Source organism: Pseudomonas sp. REB1044, from assembly GCF_038813925.1.
Taxonomy (GTDB): Bacteria; Pseudomonadota; Gammaproteobacteria; order Pseudomonadales; family Pseudomonadaceae; genus Aquipseudomonas; species Aquipseudomonas boreofloridensis.
On sequence record NZ_CP046139.1, the window covers coordinates 751,924 to 772,335 of the forward strand.

The window sequence follows — 20,412 nt, forward strand, 5'->3', positions numbered from 1 at the left end:
CTGAAAACCTGGGACTGCTGCGCAGTCCAATCGCGACACGAGGCAGCTCCCACGAGAGCGTGCGAGCTGCCAGAAATTGAGCATGACAGTTGCCCGCAAAGGCCTCAGCGCACGAGGCCCGCCCAGGCTGTCTGCGCCTACACCGGCCAACTTGTGGGAGATTCTATGGTTGTGGGCAATGCTTTTTGCCGCCTTTGCTCACGTATTCGCCTTGAGTCTTCATCAAGGCGAATGCAATTCTGGCCAGCTTTCGCGCCAGGATGACCAGGGCCTGAGTGGTTGCCTTACCTGTACTCCGATAATGTTCATAGACCTCCTTCCAGGCCTCGGTCTTGCTAGCGGACATGGCGGCGTTGTGCAAGAGTCGACGCACTTCTGAGCAGCCGCGCTTGGTCAAGCGTCTGCGTCCGCATTTCTGGCCTGATTCGGAAACTTCCAGATCCATACCCAGAAAAGCGATGAACGAGTCGCTTCGCTTAAAGTCGCCACGGATGAAGGCAGTGACCAAAGCGACAGCCGTTAGAAAACCAATGCCTTCAACTGCTTGGCAGCGGGCAACCTGCTCGCTCAGCCCTGCCTCTCTCACTAATGTCTTCAAACGCTTTTGAATCAGCAGATCAAGCGATGCAAAGTGCTTGGCAAAACTTTTGAAGGCTTCTTTGAGGGACACTTCGTTTCCCCAGCTCTGGGTCAGGCTGGTGCGTGCCGACACCAGTGCTGCTCGGCGTCGCAGAAGGCTCTGGAGCTTGCTGTAGACGGCTGGAGGGGGCGTCCAAGGACGAAGCGCACTGCCCTCACGATTAAGGAAACGGGCGAGTAGACAGGCATCAGACGCATCGGTTTTGACACGCCCGCCAATTCCTTTTCGGTAGTTGCTCAGCTGGAACCCATCGACGACATAGACGGCAAAACCCACTTCGTAAGCCATCTCCACCAAGTCCAGGTGATAAACGTTGGTGGCTTCAACACAGATGGCCGTATTGGCAGGCTGAAGTGCCAGCCATTTGCGGATCTCAGGCTTGGTATTTTTAAACGCGTGTTGTTGAGCAGTGTCCTCGCAGTAACTGACCAGTTCGACCTTGGCGACATCGACGCCAATGATGAACTTCTCGACTCGCATTGCCATGACCTGAACTCCCACGGTATGGTTTTTGGGCTCGGAGGGGGTTCACCAAGAGGCGCTGGCTTGCTTCTATCGTCGCTTGCAAACGATGCATTCTTTATCGGCGCTTTGGTGAAGGGGTGGGGCGAGGTCTCCCACGGTCTGTACTGTTTGTGGACAGTCAGATTCGGCCTTTTCGTCCCACCACCCCTTCGAGTATCACCATACAAGCGGCCTTGTGCCGCGATTGGACCGCAGAGCGGTCCCTGCAATGGCCACGGCGAAGCTGAAAACCTGGCACTGCTGCGCAGTCCAATCGCGACACGAGGCCGCTCCCACGAGAGCGTGCGAGCTGCCAGAAATTGAGCATGACAGTTGCCCGCAAAGGCCTCAGCGCACGAGGCCCGCCCAGGCTGTCTGAGCCTACACCGGCCAGCTTGTGGGAGCGGCCTTTTGCCGCGATTGGACCGCAGAGCGGTCCCGGCAATGGCCGCGGCGAAGCTGAACCTACTGGCCTCAGCGCCCGACCATCTGGTCTGGCCGAACATGTGCGTCGTAAGCCTGTTCGGTCAGCAGGCCCAGCGCTACGGCGGCCTGTTTCGGTGTCAGTCCTTCATCGGCCGCCTTGCGCGTGATGCGCGCCACCTGGTCGTAGCCCAGCACTGGGTTCAGCGCCGTGGCCAGCAGCAACGAGCCTTCCACGTTGCGCGCCAGCACCGCGCGATCCACTTCCAGACCCAGCAGCAAATGCTCGGTGAAACGCACGATGCTCTCGCTCAGCACGCTGATCGACTGCAACACGTTGTGGATGATCACCGGTTTCGCCACGTTCAGCTCGAACAGGCTGGACGCGCCGGCCACCGTCACCGTGGTGTGGTTGCCCATCACCTGCATGCAGGCCTGGGCCAGCACCTCGGCCAGCGTCGGGTTGCGTTTGCCCGGCATGATCGAGGACGTCAGCCCGTCGTCCGGCACGATCAGCTCGCCCAGCCCACAACGCGGCCCGGAGCCGAGCAGGCGAATGTCGTTGGCCAGCTTGCTCAGCGACACCGCCAGCACGTTGAGCACCCCCGACACTTCGACGAACACATCGTGGGTACCCATGCCCTCGAACGCACACGGGTTGGCGGTGAACGGGGTCTCGGTGATCTGCGACAGCGCTTCGCAGAAGGCTTCGGCGAAGCCTGGCGGTGCGTTCAGTCCAGTGCCTACCGCCGTGCCGCCCTGGGGCAGGCTGCTCAGCCGGGGCAGGCAGCCGTGCACGCGTTCGATGCCATGGGCGATCTGCGCGGCGAAGCTGGCAAAGGCCTGGCCCAGGGTCATGGGCACGGCATCCATCAAATGCGTGCGACCGATCTTCAGCACCGCCTGCCACTGCTGCGCCTTGTCCTGCAGCGCGGCCTCCAACTGCACCAGCGCCGGCAGCAGTGCCTGGCTCAAGGCCAGGCGGGTGCTCAGGTGCATCACCGTGGGGAAGGTGTCGTTGGACGACTGCGAGCGGTTGACGTGATCGTTCGGGTGCACCGGCGTCTTGCCGCCCAAAGGCTGGCCCAGCAACTGGTTGGCGCGGTTGGCGATCACCTCGTTGGCGTTCATGTTGGTCTGCGTGCCGGAGCCGGTCTGCCACAGCGTTAGCGGAAAGTGGCTGTCGAAGTGGCCGTCCGCAAGCGCCTGCGCGGCCTGCTCGATCACCTCGGCCAGCGCCGCGTCCAGTGTGCCCAGGCGCCGGTTGGCGCGGGCACAGGCCAGCTTCTGCTGGCCGAAGGCATGCACCAGCGCGGGCGGGAACTGCTCGCGACCGGCGCCGAACACGCCGATGGCGCGCTGGGTCTGGGCGCCCCAGTACTTGTCCTGGGGAATCTGCACCGCGCCGAAGGCGTCGTGTTCCAGACGAAAGGCTTGCATGGGCTTCTCCATGGCTCAGAGCGGCGCCGCCGAGGCACGTCCGAGTACCCGCTCGTACTCGCCCTGGGCCTGCTGCTCGGAGAACTCGCCGGACCACTTGGCGACCACCACGGTGGCCACGCTGTTGCCGATGGTGTTGCACGTGGCGATGGCCATGGACATGAAGCGGTACACCCCGAACAGCAGCGCCAGGCCTTCGACCGGCAGGTTGCCGATGGCCGTGACGGTGGCGGCGAACACCACGAAGCTGCCACCGGACACCGCCGCCGCCCCTTGGAGGTCACCAGCATGATGGCGATGATGCCCAGTTGCTGTTCCCAGCTCAGCGGCACGCCATAGGCGTTGGCGATGAACAGCACGCACAGCGACATGTAGATCGACGTGCCGTCGAGGTTGAAGGCGTAGCCGGTGGGCAGTACCAGACCGACGCTCTGCTTGGAGCAGCCGAACTTCTCCAGCTTCTGCAACAGGCGCGGCAGGGCGCTTTCCGACGAGGCGGTGCCGAGCACAATGAACACTTCATCCTTGATGTACTTGAGGAAGCGCCACAGGCTGAAGCCGCACAGGCGGCACACGGTGCCGAGGATCACGAAGATGAAGAACAGCACCGCCACGTAGAACATCAGCACCAGGTTGGCCAGCGACATCAGCACCGCCGTGCCGTTGCTGCCCACCGCGTAGGCCACCGAGCCGAAGGCGCCCAGCGGGGCGAGCTTCATGATCAGGTTGATGAACTCGAAGAAGCACTCCGAGACGCGGTTCAGGCCGTCCTCGACCACCGCGCGGCGCTCGGCCTTGAGCGCCAGCAGGGCGAAGCCGAACAGCACCGAGATCACCAGCACTTGCAGCAACTGACCGCCCGCGAAGGCGCCGACGAAGTTGTCGGGGAAGATGCCGTAGATGAAGTCCAGGGTCGACTGCGGCGCGTGTCCCTTGGCCACGGCGGCAGCGGCAGCGGCCGAGGTGGCGCTGTTGGGATGGGCACCATGCATGCCCGAACCGATGTCGATCAGGTTGCCCCAGCCCAGGCCGATGGCCAGGGCCAGGGTGGAGACCACCTCGAAGTAGATCAGCGCGCGGATACCGACCTTGCCGACGCGGCGGATGTCGCCGGCCGAGGCGATGCCGTGGACCACGGTGAAGAACACCAGGGGGGCCACGGCGGTCTTGATCAGCTTGAGGAAGATGTCGCCGAGGATCTTGAACTTGGCCGCCAGCTCCGGGGCGATGAAGCCGAAGGCGATGCCGATGAGCATGGCCGCGACCACCTGGAAGGTCAGGTCGCGGTAGAAGGGTTTTGCAGGGGCAGATGACATGGTCGAATTCTCATTGTTGTCGTTGTCGAGAAAACCACGCGGGCTGCACACAGCCCGCGTCTTGCATCAACGCGGCACGCGGCCTTGGCGCTCCAGGGCGCGGTCGACCATCTGCGGCGCCAGACCCAGGTAGTTGGCCGGGTCGGTCAGGCGTTCGAGCTCGGCGCGTGGCAGGCGCGCGCTGACCTCGGCATCGCGCAGCAGCGCATCGAGCAGGCTGACGCCTTCGTCGTTGGCCACGCGGCACGCGGCATACACCACGTCGTGGGCGACCTGGCGACCCAACTCCGGCGCCAGGCCCATCATCACCGCTTCGGCGACGATCAACCCACGGGTCATGTCCAGGTTCTGGCGCATGCGCTCGGTGCGCACTTCCAGGCCGGCGAGCATGAACTTGGCCTGGCCTAAGGAGGCGGCGGTGAGGGCGAAGGCTTCGGGAATGGCGATCCATTCCGCCTGCCACGGGCCGGTGGAGCGCTCGAAGTCCTGGATCATCGCATCGAGCATCAGCCCGGCCTGCTGGCGCACGCCCTTGGCGGCGGCGTACATCAGCTCGCAGGAGATCGGGTTGCGTTTCTGCGGCATGGTGCTGCTGGCGCCCCGGCCTTTGACGAAGGGTTCGTAGGCCTCGCCCAGCTCGCTGGTCATCATCATCATCACGTCCAGCGCGACCTTGCCTAGCGAACCGCTGACCAGGCCGAGGAAGTTCAGGGCTTCGGCCAGGCCGTCGCGGGCCACGTGCCAGGTGGCTTGCGGCACGCCCAGGCCCAGCTCGGCCATCAGCGCTTCCTGCACGTCCAGGCCTTTGTCGCCGAGTGAGGCGAGGGTGCCGGCGGCGCCGGCGAACTGACCGATTTCCACCCGTGGGCGCAGCTCGACCAGGCGCTCGGCGTGGCGGTCGAACATGCTCAGCCACACCGCGCACTTGTAGCCGAAGGTGATCGGCAGGGCGTGCTGCAAGTGGGTGCGACCGGCCATCGGCGTGTCGCGGTAGCGCTGCGCCAGGTCGGCGAGCAGGCCACGCACGGCCTGGATATCGCGTTCGACGATGACCAGGGCGGCGCGCACCTGCAAGACCACGGCGGTGTCCATGATGTCCTGGGTGGTGGCGCCCCAGTGCACGTAGCGTCCGGCTTCGCCGCAGGTTTTCGACAGTTGCTCGACCAAGGGCAGGATCGGGTAGCCGACGATCTCGGTCTCGTGCTGCATCAGCGCCAGGTCCAGCGAGGCGTAGGTGGCCTTGGCGGCGATTTCGTCGGCGGCAGCGGCCGGAATCACGCCGCAGCGGGCCTCGGCGCGGGCGAGGGCGATCTCCACTTCGATGTAGCGCTCGATCAGCGCTTTGTCGGAGAACACGCCGCGCATTTCGGCGGTGCCGAACATGTCGCGGAACAGGGCGGAATCGAAGACGGTGGTGGACATGGCGGATCCTTTCTTGTTCGGTATTTGTCCGAAATTAATCGAACTTATTTAATACATCCGAACAAAATGGTCTGCCACATTTGGTACACTGTCAACCCTTTGCCTTCCGTGAACATGAGCCGTCAATGAGCACCCGTGGCCGCTACTCCGATATCGCCAGAGACCTCACCGACAAGATCGCCCGTGGCGATCACCCGGTCGGCTCGCTGCTGCCCACCGAGCTTGAGCTGTGCGAGCTGTACGGCGTGGGGCGGCACACGGTGCGGGCGGCCATCGACCAGTTGCAGGGCCAGGGCATGGTCTCGCGGCGACGAAAGGTCGGTACGCGGGTCGAGGCGGCGGAGCCGCGCAGCGGTTATTCGCAGGCGATCGATTCGATCACCGACCTGGTTCAGGTGGCCGAATCCCATGTCCGTGAAATACAGGGCGTGCGCCATTTCGTGGCCGACATCGCCCTGGCCAAGCGCCTGGGGCTAACGCCGGGCGGGCATTACTTCTGCGTGTCGAGCATCAAGGTCGAAAGTGGCGAGCGGCGCTATCCGCTGTGCTGGACCGACGTCTACGCCGAACAGCGCTTCGCCGAGGTGGTGGCCGAGGCCGAGGCGCATCCGGGCGAGCTGATCGCCGCCTTGATCGGCAAGGCCTTCGCCAAGAGCATCGAGTCGGTGGACCAGGAGGTCAGCCCGGTGCAGCTCACCGCCGAGCTGAGCGCGAGCTTGAAAGCACCCAGCGGCGATCTGGGACTGAACATCATCCGCCATTACCGCGATCAGGCCGGTGAAATCATCTCGGTGTCCGAAACCGTCTACCCACGCGACCGCTTCACCCTGGTGATGCACATGACCCGCGCCCAGCGCTGAGCGCAGCGGCGCTCAGGCCATGCCGGGCGGGTGGCCGTGGTAGGCCTTGTAGGCATTGCTGAAGTTGGCCGGGTTGGCGTAGCCCAGGCGATAGGCGATCTGCGCCACCTGCCATTTGCGTTGCAGCAACAGCGTGCGCGCCAGCTCCATGCGCTGCTGGCGCAAGTACTGCAGCATCGACTGGCCGAATACCTTGGCGAAGGCGCGGCGCAGGGTGGTTTCGCCGACCCCTAGCTGGCGCGCCAGCTCCAGTACCGTCGGCGGATCGGCCAGGTGTTCGTCGAGCAGACGCCGAGCCTCGTGAGCCAGGTCCTGCTGGCCGCGCTGCGGCGCGTCGGGCGGGGCTACGCGGCCGGCCACATGCGCCCCCAACTCCACCAGCACGGCCAGGCTCAGGCTTTCCTGGTGCAAGCGCTTGAGCGCGCCGTGGTACGGGCAGTGGTAGAGCTGTTCGAGCAGGCGGCCCACGGCGGGGCAGGCGGGCAGGGCGCTGAAGCTCATGCCATCGCCCAGCAGCGCCAGCAACGGGCGCAGGTTTGGATCTTCCTCGGCCAACTCGCGCAGGTAAGGGCCGGCCACACGCAGCCCGGCCATGCGCGCGTGGCTGCCGGGGGCCAGGGTGTCGACCGCCAGCATGCTCTCGCTCAGGCCCAGCACATGGGGCGTGCCGGCTTCGTACTGGTTCAGCCGACCCTCGATACGGTGCTGCCACTGGCCGTCCAGCACCTGGACGATGCACAGGCTGCCGGGCAACACCTTCTCGATGCGCAGTGGCTCGGGGAACTGCAGGTCGCAGTCGAAGTACTGCAGGTGCTCGCGCACGGTATGCGCATGATAGTGGCCCACCGCGCTGCCCATGACCTGCGCCGTGCGGCGGTCGAACACACCGGCCTGGGCCAGGGATGACGGGCTGTCGAAGCTGAAGTGGGTGTCGAGATAGGGGTTCGGGCTGTTCATGGGGCGAGCGCGTCTGTGAATGAGGTGAGTGACGCGGTGCGCAATGTTAACGCGTCCACATCTTTACCGTCAGCCGTTGTGAGTGGCGGGCCGTTAGTTGTGAGAGACGGCCAAATGGCTTGGCAGTTCCCTGGGGGTCCACTTCAATACTCCACTTTTGACCTCCGAGGAGCGACGAGCATGCTGACGTATCGTAGATGGGCGGCCGTACTGGCCACTTCCGTAGCCCTGTTCATGGGCATCGCGCAGGCCCAGGCCGAGGATCGTCCGCCCGTGGCCGACAAGGTGGTGGCCTATGCTGGCGAGCAAGGCGTGAAGGTGTGGACCCTGCGCATCGGCGAGCGCAGCGCCAACGAAGCCCTGGTGCAGGTCGAGGGCGTGGACCACGACTGGAACATGAAGATCCAGAAGATGAAGGTCGAGAAGACCGACAAGGCCACCCGTTACTACACCACCGTCGATGGCCAGAAATTCGCCGCGCTGGTGATCCAGGGTTCGGACAGTTGGGCCGCCAGCGAGCTGTACCTGCCGGGTGAAGCCCAGGCGCTGAAACTGGGTTACTCCGAGTCGTTGTCCGAGCAGGGCAATGCTCAAGCGTTCCTGACCGATTACCTGAACGCACAAAAATAACTACCCCTCCTTTTGCCGAGAGCCTTGCCCATGAGCACGCCAGACCAGCCTAACTCGCTTAACGCACTGTCCGATTCGCTTGGCGCCGAATACGACCAGTCCCGCGCTGCCCAGCGCGAGCAGGTGATCGCCGAGCTGAAACAGGTGATCGACCAGGTGCCCGAGCAGATCGAGTTCACCAACACGCCGCGTTTCAAGGTGTGGGGGCCGATCCTGCTACTGGTCAGCCTGGCCATCGCCTTCGGTGGGATGAAGACCGGCAGCGCTGGCCTGACCTGGCTTGGCGTGATCATGGCGGTGCTGTTCGGGGTGATGTCGTGGCAGCACCGCACGGCTGGCACGCAGGTGTTCATGCGCCTGAATCGCCGGCAGTTGTGGGTCGACTCGCTGTCGGCGCCGGTGGAAATGGCTGATGTCGAGGACATCAGCGTCAAGGACGAAGGCCAGGTGATGCAGCAGAAGCTCGACCTGAGCAGCGAGGCTGCACTGCCCACCCACCGTGCCGCGAAATTCCAGTTGTTCGGCAACCAGGCCATGGCGTTGAAAAAGCCGCGCCCGCATATCCGCATCATGTCCGCCGGCATCATGACCGCTGGACGCCGGGTGCATGTGGATGAAATGGGCGCGATCCTGGCCGCCTACCGCGATGCTGCGCGTGCGCAGCGTCAGTTGGACCTGCTGCTGCGTCAGGGATGACGCTGCCGCATCGAAACGCTTTTCAGCGTCGCTTTCCCCTATCCAGAGAGTGTTTTGCGTGAATAACCCAGAAAAACCCGACCCGCTGAACGAACCATCCGGCAGCGACGCCTCAGGGTCCAGCCAGGCCCAGCTCGGCCGCGTGATCGCCGAGCTCAAGCAGACCCTCGAGCGCGTGCCCGAGCAGACCGAGTTCACCAACGCTCCCCGCTACAAACGGTGGGGACCGGTGATCGCCCTGGCCGGCGTAGGCGGTGTGTTCTTCGGCCTCTCCAGCGGCAAGCTGCTGGTGGTGCTGTGCGGCGGGGCGCTGGTGCTGTTCGGTGCCGCCCTGTTCTGGCAGCACCGCAACGCCGGTACCCAGGTGTTCATGCGCCTGACCCGTCGTCAGGTCTGGGTCGATACCCTGTCGGCGCCGGTGGACCTGGCCGATGTCGAAGACATCAGCGTCAAGGAAGAGGGCCTGCTCACCACCCAGGAATTGACCCTGAGCCGCGAGGCCATCCTGCCGACCCACCGGGTGCGGCACATGGTGTTCTTCGCCGACCAGGCCGTGGTCGATACGGAGCCCGAGCCCTGCATCCGCATCATGTCGGCCGGTTTGATGAGTGGAGGCCGCAAGGTCTCGGTCCGCGAGATGTCGGCGTTGCTGGAAGCGTATCGCGATGCCGCCTGCGCCGAGCGTCAGCTCGCGGTGGTACAGCCGCGTGGATGAAGCCGCTCGCGAAGCGCATCTGATCGACCTGCAGCGTCTGGCCGACGGGCCGACCGAGCGTCTGGAGATCCGTGAGTCCTCGCGTGGCAAGTCGCTGGCCTGCGCGGTGTTCGGCGGGCTGATGGTGGCCCTGGGAGGCTGGTTGTCGTGGGTCTTCGTGGTGATCGGCATCACGCCCGGCAAGCCCGTGTTCCTGCTGGCCTGGGGTGTCAGCCTGGCGCTGGTGCTGGCCGGTGTCGCCGCGCTGGCCTTGGCCGAAGCGTTGCGCCGCCGGCATGGCCAGTGTGTCCTGGCCCTGACCCCGGACACCCTGACGTTCTCCAACTCGAACGGTGCGGTGCCACTGCACACCTTTTCGGGCTTCGAGATCGACCAGCGTCACCTGAGAACGGTATTGACCTTTCGAGTCGCCGCGCACGCCCGCGCACCGGCGCTGCACGCCGCCTGCTTCAAGTCGCTGACCGCGCCCGATGCCCATCCGGTGGCCGGCGGCCTGAGTGTAGAGCTCTGGCTGTGCGTTGCCACCCTCAACGGCCAGCGCATCGACTTCGAGGCGCTGACGTCCCTGCTGCTGGACTACATCGAAGCGGCGCAGGCGCGGCGCACCCTGGGCGAGCTCTATCCACAGGTGCAGCGCTTCGGTGCTGCGCGCTGAAGTCATCGAGTTGGAGATACGCCGGTGAACCTGACCAAACGCCTGTGGTGGGCGCTGCCCGTGATCCTGCTGCCACTGCTGCTCATGGCCTGGACCGCCCAGCAGTCCTGGCGCGCCAACCATGACCTGGAAACCGCCGAGATCATGCGCCAGTGGATCGCCACGTCCGACGACACCTTGCTGGCAAAACTGTCGGCGCGCGAGCGCAATGACGTGATCCGCCCTGAAGATCGCGCCCGGTATTTCCAGCGCCAGATCGACCTGGTCGACGCCGACGCCGGCTCGCTGCACCTGCGCGCCTGGCTGGGCGAGTTGGCGTACTGGCTGGCGGTGGCGGCGCTGCTGGCAGGCGTCGGCACCTGGCTGAAGATCCGCATCGACGCCTGGCGGGCGCGGCTTTCGCAAGACTTTCTGGAACAGCGCCTGGCACGCAGTTGGCACGTGCTGGGACGCTGCCTGATCGGTTACACCGGCCTGCTGGTGGGCGCGCTGGGGCTGGCGCTGCTGTACGAGATCAGTTGGGGCTACAGCAACTTCAAGCAAGGCGGCTTGAGCGCGCTGATCATCGTGCTATCCATGGTCTCGATGATCTGTGCTGGCGTGGTGATGATCGACCGCTTGCGTCGGCAGTGGACGGTGCTGGAGTCGCCATCGTCGAGCTTTTTGGGACGCCCTCTGAGCCTGCAACAGGCGCCGGCGGTGTGGGCCTGGGTGCGCAGCCTGGCCGAGCAGGTCGGGGCGCCGACACCCAACCATCTGGTGGTGGGGTTGGACCAGTCGTTCTTCGTCACCAGCGTGCCGGTGGTCCTACAACCCTCGGGTCAAGCGCTGCACGGTCGCACGCTGTACCTGCCGCTCACCGCGCTATGCGCACTCAGCCAGGCCGAGACCGCCGCGATCATCGGCCACGAGCTGGGGCATTTCCGTTCCCAGGACACCGAGCGCAGCAGTGCCCTGGCTGCGCAGTTCGGCCTGATGTGCGCGCACTACGCCAGCCTGACCGAGGACGATGGCCCGCCGCCGTGGTTGGAACGACCGGCGCTGTGGATGGCGGGGCAGTTCCTGGAGCAGTTCGAGCGTGCGGTGCAGCACTGGAGCCGGGTGCAGGAGCTGGCGGCGGACCGTGTCGGGGCCCAGGTGGCCGGCACGCAGGTGTTTGGCCAGGCGCTGTTGCGGATCATCGCCCTGGACGAGGCGTTGCCCCAGGTGTTGGCGGCGCGCGGAGGCGATAACCTGCTGCAGGCCTGGCAGGGGCATCTGCGCGAGCATCCCTTGGTGCTGGACGAGCAGGTGTTGCAACACGCCCTGGCCCACCCGTTCGACAGCCATCCACCGACCGCGCTGCGTTTGCGTGAACTGAAGGTCAAGGCCGACGCCGAGCTGTTGGCGACCGCCACGCGGGTGCCCAGCGAGGAAGACCGGCGCTGGTTCGAAGGTTTGCTCGGTGCCCAGCAGGCGCCCAGCCGAGGGGCTTGAGCATGAGTAGCGATTGCGCTTCGCTCGACGATTTGGTGCAGTCGCTGGGGCGTGAGTTCGACGCACGCATGGACGCCCGCCGTCGTGCAGCCATCGCCGAGCACGAGGCCCAACTGGCGGCCGTGCCGGAGGTGACCGAACTGACGCAGTCGCCCCAGGTGCGCGGGATGTTGGCGGTGGGTGTGGTGGTGTTGTCCGGGCTGGCGCTCTGGTGTCTGAAGGATGCCTGGCCGGTGAGCGTGCCGCTATGGCTGTTAGCCGCGTTGGCGATCCGCAGCCTGTGGCTGCAGCGTGACCCGGGGCAGCAGGCGCTGCTGCGCCTGACCCATGAGCGGTTGTGGTTCGCGTGCCTGGACCGGGAATTGGCCTTGGTCGACCTGGTCGAGGGGCGGGTCAGGCAGGGGCGGGACCTGCACATCGTGCTCACCCTCAAGCCAGGCACAGTCCTGCCGCGCCCACGCAATCGGCTGGGGCCTTGGATGCCCAGGGCCAAGGTCAAAGATGGTGTCCAACCGCAGGTGACGTTGATCTGCTACGGGCTGACGCACCAGGGCCAGTCATTGGATGCGCAGGCGTTGATGGATCTCTTGCGCGCCTACGATGCCTGCGCGCAGGCCAAGCTCCGGCTTGACGCGTTGCACGCACAGGGGTGAGGGGTTGAATTGGCCTGTGGAGTGCCCACAGTCCTCATTCTGATAGGGGCCGCTGCGCGGCCCATCGCGACGCAAGGCCGCTCCTACAAAGGCCTGAGCCACGCCTGAACAGTGGACAGGTGTTCAACGATCGGTGCGCAGCTCAGATTCGTGTAGGAGCGGCCTTGTGTCGCGATCGGGCGCGCAGCGGCCGCAAGGCAGACGATACGCAACGGCCTGACACACCGCCCCGCCACCAGGCCGGGTCCTAAACCATCGGCACGGGTGCGTCGTCCGGCATCAGCGTGGTGATCAGCGCGCGGACGGTGCCGGGCAGGGCATCGAGTTCGCGCACCAGGATGCTGCGCTCGCGGATCGCCCAGGATTCGTCCAGGGCGATGGTCACCAGGTTCATGGTGCGGCTGTGACGCAGCGCCGCCGACTCGGGAATGATGCCGATACCCACGCCGGCCTCGACCATCCGGCAGATCGCCTCGAAACTCGACATCTGGATGCGCAGCGCCAAGCTCTGCCCCATGCGTTCGACATGGTCGCGCAGAAAGGTCAGCAGCGTGCTGCCGTCGTGCAGGCCGATGTGCTGGTAGGCCAGGGTCTGCTTCAACGTCACCTGCCGCCGCCCGGCTAACTCGTGGCCGGCCGGCACGATCAACACCAGACGGTCGGTGCTGAAGCGCATCACCTGCAACCCCGACGCTTCCACGGGCCCGGCGATGATGCCCATGTCGCTGCTGCCGTCGAGCACGCCGCGCACGATGTCCCGTGACAGCCGCTCCTGCAGGTCCACCGTGACCCCAGGGCGCTCGGCGAGAAAACCGGCCAGCACCTCGGGCAGGAATTCGGTGACCGCCGTGGTGTTGGCGAAGATGCGGATATGCCCGGCCGAGTCGGTGCCGAAGCGGGTGAACTCGGCTTTCAGATAGTCCACCTGACGCATGATCAGCCGCGCGTGGGTGAGCAGCGTGTGCCCGGCTGGGGTCAGCTCCACGCCACGGCTGTCGCGGTACAGCAGGCGCGTGTCGAGCTGCGCTTCGAGCGCCTTGATCCGCGCGCTGGCCGCCGCCGGCGAGAGGAAGGCGCGGCGCGCGCCCTGGGTCAGGCTCGGCGACTCGCCGATGTGGATGAACAGCCGCAGGTCTGCCAGATCGAAGTGCATGGGGAGGTCCTGTCACGGTGATGGCGTTCGGGAGTTATGAACGCTGGCTTACGCAAATGCAAATTCACAGAATGCCGGGCGCCTCGCATCATCGGTTGAAGGGCAGTGGCGAGCGGCGAGCCGTAAGCGGCAAGCCGGTCGCGCAGAGCCTGCAGGTCGCCGCTTGGCACTGCTTCCTCACACAATAACAAGACGCAGAGGCCCCACTCATGACTGCTCCGATGCACCCTACCGACTACAGCGCCTGGATCGGCCGCACCGAAGAGGCCTGGGATGTGCTCAGCCGCAATCTGGTCAAGCGCATTGCCGCCACCTTTGGCGAAACGGCGCCGGGGCATGGCGAGGCGCTGCCGCCGTTGTGGACCTGGTGCTTTTTCCAGGAGCCGGTCGATGAGGCGCAGTTGGGCGGCGATGGCCATCCGGCACGGGGCGGTTTCCTGCCGCCGGCCGACAACCGCAACCGCATGTGGGCCGGCGGGCGGGTCGAGTTCATCGAGCCGTTGATCGTTGGCGGTGAGGCCCATCGCCTCTCCACCATCACCCACATCGAAGAGAAGCTCGGACGCAGCGGCGCCTTGCTGTTCGTCACCGTGCGCCATGACTACAGCCAGGACGGCCGGCTGTGCGTGCGTGAAGAACAGGACATCGTCTACCGCGAGCCCAACCCGCCGAAGACCGGCAGCGGCCAGGGCTGCGAAGCGGGCCAGTGGAGCGAAACCATCGCACCGACGTCGACCCTGCTGTTCCGCTACTCGGCCGTCACCTTCAACGGCCACCGCATCCACTACGACCAGCCCTACGTCACCCACAGCGAAGGCTACCCAGACCTGGTGGTGCACGGTCCGCTGATCGCCACCCTCAGCCTGCGCGCATTCAGGCGCGCCCATCCTGACAAGCGCGTGCGTCATTTCGCCTACCGCGGCCTGCGCCCGCTGACCTTGCCCACGCCCTTCCAGGTGAGCGGCTGCCTCGACGTGCCCGGCACGGCCCGGCTGTGGGCCGGCAACGCCGATGGCATCGCCCAGAGCGCCGACGTGACCTTCGACTGACCCTCAGCAGAGACGCCCCCATGCACAGCTACGACAGCGATGACCTCACTGCCATCCGCGAAGGCGTGCGCGCCTTGTGCGCCGAATTCCCCGCCGAGTACTGGCGCCAGCTCGACGAGCGCAAAGGCTTTCCGGAAGCCTTCGTCAAGGCCATGACCGACGCCGGCTGGCTGTCGGCGATGATCCCGGAACAGTACGGCGGCTCGGGCCTTGGCCTGGCCGAGGCCTCGGTGATCCTGGAGGAGGTCAACCGCTGCGGCGGCAACTCCGGGACCATCCACGGGCAGATGTACAACATGTTCACCTTGCTGCGACACGGCAGCGAGGCACAGAAACGTTTCTATCTGCCCAAGCTCGCCAGCGGCGAACTGCGCCTGCAATCGATGGGCGTCACCGAACCGACCACCGGCACCGACACCACCCAGCTCAAGACCACCGCCGTGCGCCAGGGCGACCACTACCGGATCAACGGCCAGAAAGTGTGGATCTCGCGTGTGCAGCACTCGGACCTGATGATCCTGCTGGCGCGCACCACGCCGCTGGCCGAGGTGAAGAAGAAGTCCGAAGGCATGTCGATCTTCCTGGTCGACCTGCGCGAGGCCATCGGCCAGGGCCTGACCGTGCAGCCGATCGCCAACATGGTCAACCACGAGACCAACGAACTGTTCTTCGACAACCTGAAGATTCCCGCCAGCAGCCTGATCGGCGAGGAGGGCAAGGGGTTTCGCTACATTCTCGACGGCCTCAACGCCGAGCGCACGCTGATCGCCGCCGAGTGCATCGGCGACGGTCGCTGGTTCGTCGAGAAGGCCAGCCAGTACGCCCGCGACCGCGTGGTGTTCGGCCGTCCGATTGGCCAGAACCAGGGCGTGCAGTTCCCTATCGCCGAAGCCCATATCGAACTGGAGGCCGCCGACCTGATGCGCTGGCGCGCCTGCGCCGAGTACGACCGTGGCGCCAATGCCGGGGCCGCGGCGAACATGGCCAAGTACCTGGCGGCCAAGGCCTCGTGGGAAGCGGCCAACGCCTGCCTGCAGACCCACGGCGGCTTCGGCTTCGCCAACGAATACGACGTCGAGCGCAAGTTCCGCGAAACCCGCCTGTACCAGGTGGCGCCGATCTCCACCAACCTGATCCTGTCGTACGTGGCCGAGCACCTGCTCGAGCTGCCGCGCAGCTTCTGAGGGCCTGACCATGCGCGATACCCAGGCCCTGGCCGGCTTCCTCGCCGAACTTCGCTACAGCGACATACCCGCTTCCGTGCTGAACCGAACCGAAGACCTGTTCCTCGACTGGCTCGGCTCGGCCCTGGCCAGCCAGGGCTCGCACCCGATTCCGCTGTTCGAGCGCTATGCCGAGCGCATGGGCCCGTCTTCGGGCCGGGCGCGGGTGCTGACCAGCGGGCGACGCACTTCGCCGTACTTCGCCGCGCTGGTCAACGGCGCCGCCTCGCACCTGGTGGAGCAGGACGACCTGCACAACAGTTCGGTGCTGCACCCGGCCACCGTGGTGTTCTCCGCCGTGCTGGCGGCGGCCCAGGACCTGGGCAAGTCCGGCCAGGAACTGCTGCTGGCTGCCGTGGCCGGCTACGAGGCGGGTATTCGTATCGGCGAGTTCCTTGGCCGCTCGCACTACCGCATCTTCCACACCACCGCCACGGTCGGCACCCTGGCCGCTGCGGTGGGCGTGGGCAAGCTCATGGCCTTCGACCGCGAGCAGTTCGTCAACCTGCTGGGCAGCGCCGGCACCCAGGCCGCCGGGCTGTGGGAGTTCCTGCGCGATGCGGCCGACTCCAAGCAGTTGCACACGGCCAAGGCCGCCGCCGACGGCCTGCTGGCCGCCTACCTCACCGCCGATGGCCTGACCGGGGCGCGCAATGTGCTCGAAGGCGAGCAGGGATTGGCGGCGGGCATGTCCCGCGATGCCGATCCGTCGCGCTTGTCCGACCGTCTCGGCACCCGCTGGGCGTTGGCGGAAACCTCGTTCAAGTTCCACGCCTCCTGCCGCCACACTCATCCCGCCGCCGACGCCCTGTTGCACCTGATGCAGCGCGAAGGGCTGGCGCACGGGGACATCGCCGAGGTGGTCACTCGCGTGCATCAAGGCGCCATCGATGTGCTGGGGCGGGTGAGCACGCCGACCACGGTGCACCAGGCCAAGTTTTCCATGGGCACCGTGCTGGGCCTGATCGCCGTGCACGGTCGTGCGCAGTTGCTGGAGTTCCGCGACCTGGCCCTGAGCGACCCGCAGGTGGCGGCGTTTCGCGACAAGGTGCGCATGCAACTGGACCCTGAAGTGGACGCCGCCTACCCGGCGCGCTGGCTGGGCCGGGTCGAGGTGCGCGGTGTCGATGGCCGCACCTTCAGCGCCGCCATCGACCAGCCCAAGGGCGATCCGGGCAATACCCTCAGCCGTGCCGAACTGGAAGCCAAGTTCCAGCGCCTGCTGGCCTATGCCGGGCAGCGCAGCGCGGACGAGGGCCGGGTATTGATCGAGCGTGTCTGGCAACTGCGCGATGCGCAGTCGCTGGCCGATCTGCACTGACTACCGAACAGGAATTCGCCATGACTCAACCGGCTCCCCGCCCGCTGGACGGCATCACCGTCGTCAGCCTGGAACATGCCATCGCCGCGCCGTTCTGCACCCGCCAACTGGCGGACCTGGGCGCGCGCGTGATCAAGATCGAACGCCCCGGCAGCGGCGACTTCGCCCGTGGCTACGACCAGCGCGTGGCGGGTCTGGCCTCGCACTTCGTGTGGACCAACCGCTCCAAGCAGAGCCTCACCCTGGACCTCAAGCAGGCCGAGGCCGACGGCATTCTCCACGGCCTGTTGGCCAAGGCCGACGTGCTGGTGCAGAACTTGGCGCCGGGCGCGGCGGCGCGCATGGGCTTGTCGTTCGAGGCCCTGCACGCGCGCTATCCACGGCTGATCGTGTGCGACATCTCCGGCTACGGCGAGGGCGGGCCTTACGAGAAGAAGAAAGCCTACGACCTGCTGATCCAGAGCGAAGGCGGCTTCCTCTCGGTGACTGGTGGGCCGGGCGAGGAACAGATGGCCAAGGCCGGTTGCTCGGTGGCCGACATCGCCGCCGGGATGTACGCCTACACCGGCGTGCTCTCGGCGCTGTTGCTGCGCGACAGGACCGGCGTGGGCAGCCGTATCGATGTGTCGATGCTGGAAAGCCTGGTGGAGTGGATGGGCTACCCGATGTACTACGCCTACGACGGCGCGCCGCCGCCGCCGCGCGCGGGGGCCTCGCACTCGACCATCTACCCCTACGGGCCGTTTCCCACCGGTGGCGGCGGCACGATCATGCTGGGCCTGCAGAACGAGCGCGAATGGCAGGTGTTCTGCGAGCAGGTGCTGCTCGACCCGGCGCTGGCCAGCGACCCGCGCTTCTCGGCCAACTTCCGCCGTTCCGAGCATCGTGAGGTGTTGCGCCAGATCATCGTCGATGGCTTCGCCACGCTGTCGCTGGACGAGGTGGTCGCGCGCCTGGAGGCGGCGCAGATCGCCAATGCCCGGGTCAACGACATGCACGGCGTGTGGCAGCACCCGCAGTTGGCGGCCCGCGACCGCTGGCGCCAGGTGGACAGTCCGTCCGGTGCGCTGCCGTCGCTGCTGCCGCCAGGGCGCAACAGCGCCTTCACGCCGCGCATGGATCCGGTGCCGGGCCTGGGCGAGCACAGTGCGGTGATTCTCGAAGAGCTGGGGTTCTCCCGCGATGACCAGGCCCGGCTCGCTGCCGCCGGTGTGGTGTAAGGACATGGAGCCGATACCGATGCAACGATCCATCGTGCGTTCCGCGCTGTTCGTGCCCGGCAGTCGTCCCGAGCGTTTCGCCAAGGCCTTGGCAGCCGGGGCCGATGCTGTGATCGTCGATTTCGAGGACGCGGTGGAGGAAGCGCTCAAGGCCCAGGCCCGCGACAACCTCGCCGCCTTCCTCTGCGCCCAGCCGCAGGCGCGGGTGTGGGTGCGGGTCAATGCCCCGCAGCACCCCGGGCATGCCGACGACCTGGCGTTCTGCGCCCTGCACGCGGGGGTGGTCGCGGTGCTGCTGCCGAAGGTGGAGAGCGCCGCGCAGGTGGCGCTGGCCTGGCGCACCGGCAAGCCGGTGCTGCCGATCATCGAGACGGCCAAGGGCTTGCTGGCGCTGGAACGCATCGCCGGGGCCGAGGGCGTCGAGCGCCTGTCGTTCGGCAGCCTCGACCTGGCGCTGGACCTGAACCTCAACAGCGAAAGCGCTGCCGCGCAGCGTTTTCTCGACCAGGCGCGCATGGCCGTGCAGTTGCATTCGCGAGGGGCCGATCTGGCGCCGCCGCTGGACGGCGTGTTCCCGGCCATCGGCGATCCCGAGGGCCAGCAACGGGCCATGCGCCATGCCTACGACATGGGTTATGGCGGGGCGCTGTGCATTCATCCCAGCCAGGTGCCGTTGATTCATGGCGTGCTGGCGCCGAGCAGCGACGAGCTGGCCTGGGCGCGGCGGGTGGTCGAGGCCAGTGTCGCGGCCAAGGGCGCCGGGGCGTTCCAGCTCGACGGGCAGATGGTCGATGCGCCGGTGCTGTTGCGCGCGCAGCGGTTGTTGGCACTGGGCTGATCGCGAGCGGTTGGACCCTCGGCCAACACGCCAGCGCGAGGCGGGCGTTCACCCCAGCCAAACGCAGGCTTACACAAAAGCAGATTCTGCACACACGCCCACATGGGCCATCGTACCCTTGGCACGCTTCCCTGCTGATCCATCCAACAACAATAAAAGGTGACATCGATGTTGAAGCTGACCCAGGCGCTGTTGTGCGCCGCCGCCGTCTCCATGGCCGGGCTCGCCCACGCCGCCGACCCTGTGATCATCAAGTTCGCCCACGTGGTGGCCGACAGCACGCCCAAAGGCCAGGGCGCGCTGATGTTCCAGAAACTGGTGGAGGCCGACCCGCAGCTCAAGGGCAAGGTCAAGGTCGAGGTCTACCCCAATTCTTCGCTGTTCGGCGATGGCAAGGAAATGGAAGCCCTGCTGCTGGGTGACGTGCAGATGCTGGCGCCGTCGCTGGCCAAGTTCGAGCACTACAACAAGCAGGTGCAACTGTTCGACCTGCCGTTCCTGTTCAACGACCTGGCCGCCGTCGACCGCTTCCAGCACGGCCCGCAGGGCAAGGCCTTGCTCACCTCCATGGAAGACAAGGGCATTCATGGCCTGGCCTATTGGCACAACGGCCTCAAGCAACTGTCGGCGAACAAGAAGGTGATCCTGCCCAAGGACGCCCGTGGCCTGAAGTTCCGCGTGCAGGCCTCCAGCGTGCTCGAAGAACAGTTCAAGGCCATCCGCGCCAACCCGCGCAAGATGAGCTTCGCCGAGGTCTACCAGGGCCTGCAGACCGGTACCGTCAACGGCACCGAGAACACCTGGTCGAACTACGAGAGCCAGAAGGTCAACGAAGTGCAGCCGTTCTTCACCGAGACCAATCACGGCCTGATCGACTACATGGTGATCACCAACGCCAAGTTCTGGAACAGCCTGCCCGAAGACGTGCGCGGCGAACTCCAGGCGATCATGGACAAGGTCACGGTCGAGGTGAACAAGCAGGCCGAGGAACTGAACCTGGCCTCGCGGCAGAAAATCATCGACGCCAAGACCAGCGAGATCGACGCGCTCACCCCCGAGCAACGCGCGCAGTGGCGCGAGGCCATGCGTCCGGTGTGGGACACGTTCTCCGAGCAGATCGGCGCCGACCTGATCAAGGCCGCCGACGCCGCCAATTCCCCGTCCTGATCGACGTCACCGCCTACGGCCGCCTGTTCGCCAGGCGGCCCGGCCCCTTCCTGT

Annotated in this window: 18 protein-coding genes and 1 pseudogene; 13 read left to right on the top strand and 6 right to left on the bottom strand. The window is 66.0% G+C overall.

Annotation, left to right across the window (positions count from 1 at the left end):
• Nucleotides 1–163 precede the first annotated feature (163 nt).
• From GKC70_RS03520 to GKC70_RS03535, 4 genes and pseudogenes are all read right to left on the bottom strand, one after another.
• On the bottom strand, nt 164–1,126 hold the full coding sequence (locus GKC70_RS03520) for a transposase (protein WP_342649421.1): 963 nt from the start codon (nt 1,124–1,126) through the stop codon (nt 164–166).
• Nucleotides 1,127–1,618: 492 nt separating this feature from the next.
• Nucleotides 1,619–3,007: a class II fumarate hydratase gene (locus GKC70_RS03525; RefSeq protein WP_342650451.1), complete on the bottom strand. Its 1,389-nt coding sequence runs from the start codon at nt 3,005–3,007 to the stop codon at nt 1,619–1,621.
• 15 nt (nt 3,008–3,022) lie between these two features.
• Nucleotides 3,023–4,323, bottom strand: a pseudogene (locus GKC70_RS03530) (cation:dicarboxylase symporter family transporter).
• A gap of 66 nt (nt 4,324–4,389) precedes the next feature.
• A complete protein-coding gene (locus GKC70_RS03535) occupies nt 4,390–5,745 on the bottom strand; it encodes an adenylosuccinate lyase family protein (protein ID WP_342650452.1) in 1,356 nt (451 codons plus the stop codon).
• 125 nt (nt 5,746–5,870) lie between these two features.
• Between GKC70_RS03535 and GKC70_RS03540 the strand changes: the two genes are divergently transcribed.
• Nucleotides 5,871–6,605, top strand: a complete 735-nt coding sequence (locus tag GKC70_RS03540; RefSeq protein WP_342650453.1) for a GntR family transcriptional regulator — start codon at nt 5,871–5,873, stop codon at nt 6,603–6,605.
• A gap of 12 nt (nt 6,606–6,617) precedes the next feature.
• Here GKC70_RS03540 and GKC70_RS03545 read toward each other — a convergent pair whose 3' ends face one another.
• Nucleotides 6,618–7,562 carry an AraC family transcriptional regulator gene (locus GKC70_RS03545; RefSeq protein ID WP_342650454.1) on the bottom strand — a complete coding sequence of 315 codons (945 nt, stop codon included), beginning with the start codon at nt 7,560–7,562 and terminating at the stop codon, nt 6,618–6,620.
• 180 nt (nt 7,563–7,742) lie between these two features.
• On the opposite strand from GKC70_RS03545, the gene GKC70_RS03550 reads away from it, so the two are divergent.
• The 6 genes from GKC70_RS03550 to GKC70_RS03575 are packed head-to-tail and all read left to right on the top strand — an operon-like array spanning nt 7,743 to nt 12,387.
• A complete protein-coding gene (locus GKC70_RS03550) occupies nt 7,743–8,192 on the top strand; it encodes a hypothetical protein (protein WP_029615174.1) in 450 nt (149 codons plus the stop codon).
• Between the two features lie 30 nt (nt 8,193–8,222).
• Complete coding sequence (locus GKC70_RS03555) at nt 8,223–8,888, top strand: hypothetical protein (protein WP_342650455.1); 666 nt, start codon at nt 8,223–8,225, stop codon at nt 8,886–8,888.
• Nucleotides 8,889–8,946: 58 nt separating this feature from the next.
• Nucleotides 8,947–9,603 carry a hypothetical protein gene (locus GKC70_RS03560; RefSeq protein WP_342650456.1) on the top strand — a complete coding sequence of 219 codons (657 nt, stop codon included), beginning with the start codon at nt 8,947–8,949 and terminating at the stop codon, nt 9,601–9,603.
• On the top strand, nt 9,596–10,258 hold the full coding sequence (locus GKC70_RS03565) for a hypothetical protein (RefSeq protein ID WP_342650457.1): 663 nt from the start codon (nt 9,596–9,598) through the stop codon (nt 10,256–10,258). Before GKC70_RS03560 ends, GKC70_RS03565 begins: the two co-directional genes overlap by 8 nt.
• Before the next feature lie 24 nt (nt 10,259–10,282).
• The gene (locus tag GKC70_RS03570) at nt 10,283–11,734 is read left to right on the top strand and encodes a M48 family metalloprotease (RefSeq protein ID WP_342650458.1); all 1,452 of its coding nucleotides are present in this window, start codon (nt 10,283–10,285) and stop codon (nt 11,732–11,734) included.
• A gap of 2 nt (nt 11,735–11,736) precedes the next feature.
• Entirely contained in the window at nt 11,737–12,387 is a 651-nt protein-coding gene (locus GKC70_RS03575; protein ID WP_342650459.1) for a hypothetical protein, read from the top strand.
• 247 nt (nt 12,388–12,634) lie between these two features.
• On the opposite strand, the gene GKC70_RS03580 is transcribed toward GKC70_RS03575, so the two are convergent.
• Complete coding sequence (locus GKC70_RS03580) at nt 12,635–13,540, bottom strand: LysR family transcriptional regulator (protein ID WP_342650460.1); 906 nt, start codon at nt 13,538–13,540, stop codon at nt 12,635–12,637.
• Nucleotides 13,541–13,761: 221 nt separating this feature from the next.
• Here GKC70_RS03580 and GKC70_RS03585 point away from each other — a divergent pair, with 221 nt between their 5' ends.
• The 6 genes from GKC70_RS03585 to GKC70_RS03610 all read left to right on the top strand — a co-directional run bounded on the left by GKC70_RS03585 (nt 13,762) and on the right by GKC70_RS03610 (nt 20,358).
• Nucleotides 13,762–14,589: a MaoC family dehydratase N-terminal domain-containing protein gene (locus GKC70_RS03585; protein ID WP_342651461.1), complete on the top strand. Its 828-nt coding sequence runs from the start codon at nt 13,762–13,764 to the stop codon at nt 14,587–14,589.
• A 20-nt stretch (nt 14,590–14,609) separates the two neighbouring features.
• A complete protein-coding gene (locus tag GKC70_RS03590) occupies nt 14,610–15,773 on the top strand; it encodes an acyl-CoA dehydrogenase family protein (protein ID WP_342650461.1) in 1,164 nt (387 codons plus the stop codon).
• 10 nt (nt 15,774–15,783) lie between these two features.
• A complete protein-coding gene (locus GKC70_RS03595) occupies nt 15,784–17,133 on the top strand; it encodes an MmgE/PrpD family protein (RefSeq protein ID WP_342650462.1) in 1,350 nt (449 codons plus the stop codon).
• Between the two features lie 20 nt (nt 17,134–17,153).
• On the top strand, nt 17,154–18,353 hold the full coding sequence (locus tag GKC70_RS03600) for a CaiB/BaiF CoA-transferase family protein (protein ID WP_342650463.1): 1,200 nt from the start codon (nt 17,154–17,156) through the stop codon (nt 18,351–18,353).
• Nucleotides 18,354–18,372: 19 nt separating this feature from the next.
• Nucleotides 18,373–19,191, top strand: coding sequence for a CoA ester lyase (locus GKC70_RS03605; protein ID WP_342650464.1), 819 nt, complete (start codon nt 18,373–18,375; stop codon nt 19,189–19,191).
• Between the two features lie 168 nt (nt 19,192–19,359).
• Nucleotides 19,360–20,358, top strand: a complete 999-nt coding sequence (locus GKC70_RS03610) for a TRAP transporter substrate-binding protein (protein WP_342650465.1) — start codon at nt 19,360–19,362, stop codon at nt 20,356–20,358.
• Nucleotides 20,359–20,412: the final 54 nt, after the last annotated feature.

Coding starts and splice junctions, on each gene's coding strand:
- GKC70_RS03520 (WP_342649421.1), bottom strand. CDS start 1,126: ATGGCAATGCGAGTCGAGAAGTTCATCATTGGCGTCGATGTCGCCAAG.
- GKC70_RS03525 (WP_342650451.1), bottom strand. CDS start 3,007: ATGCAAGCCTTTCGTCTGGAACACGACGCCTTCGGCGCGGTGCAGATT.
- GKC70_RS03535 (WP_342650452.1), bottom strand. CDS start 5,745: ATGTCCACCACCGTCTTCGATTCCGCCCTGTTCCGCGACATGTTCGGC.
- GKC70_RS03540 (WP_342650453.1), top strand. CDS start 5,871: ATGAGCACCCGTGGCCGCTACTCCGATATCGCCAGAGACCTCACCGAC.
- GKC70_RS03545 (WP_342650454.1), bottom strand. CDS start 7,562: ATGAACAGCCCGAACCCCTATCTCGACACCCACTTCAGCTTCGACAGC.
- GKC70_RS03550 (WP_029615174.1), top strand. CDS start 7,743: ATGCTGACGTATCGTAGATGGGCGGCCGTACTGGCCACTTCCGTAGCC.
- GKC70_RS03555 (WP_342650455.1), top strand. CDS start 8,223: ATGAGCACGCCAGACCAGCCTAACTCGCTTAACGCACTGTCCGATTCG.
- GKC70_RS03575 (WP_342650459.1), top strand. CDS start 11,737: ATGAGTAGCGATTGCGCTTCGCTCGACGATTTGGTGCAGTCGCTGGGG.
- GKC70_RS03580 (WP_342650460.1), bottom strand. CDS start 13,540: ATGCACTTCGATCTGGCAGACCTGCGGCTGTTCATCCACATCGGCGAG.
- GKC70_RS03585 (WP_342651461.1), top strand. CDS start 13,762: ATGCACCCTACCGACTACAGCGCCTGGATCGGCCGCACCGAAGAGGCC.
- GKC70_RS03590 (WP_342650461.1), top strand. CDS start 14,610: ATGCACAGCTACGACAGCGATGACCTCACTGCCATCCGCGAAGGCGTG.
- GKC70_RS03595 (WP_342650462.1), top strand. CDS start 15,784: ATGCGCGATACCCAGGCCCTGGCCGGCTTCCTCGCCGAACTTCGCTAC.
- GKC70_RS03600 (WP_342650463.1), top strand. CDS start 17,154: ATGACTCAACCGGCTCCCCGCCCGCTGGACGGCATCACCGTCGTCAGC.
- GKC70_RS03605 (WP_342650464.1), top strand. CDS start 18,373: ATGCAACGATCCATCGTGCGTTCCGCGCTGTTCGTGCCCGGCAGTCGT.
- GKC70_RS03610 (WP_342650465.1), top strand. CDS start 19,360: ATGTTGAAGCTGACCCAGGCGCTGTTGTGCGCCGCCGCCGTCTCCATG.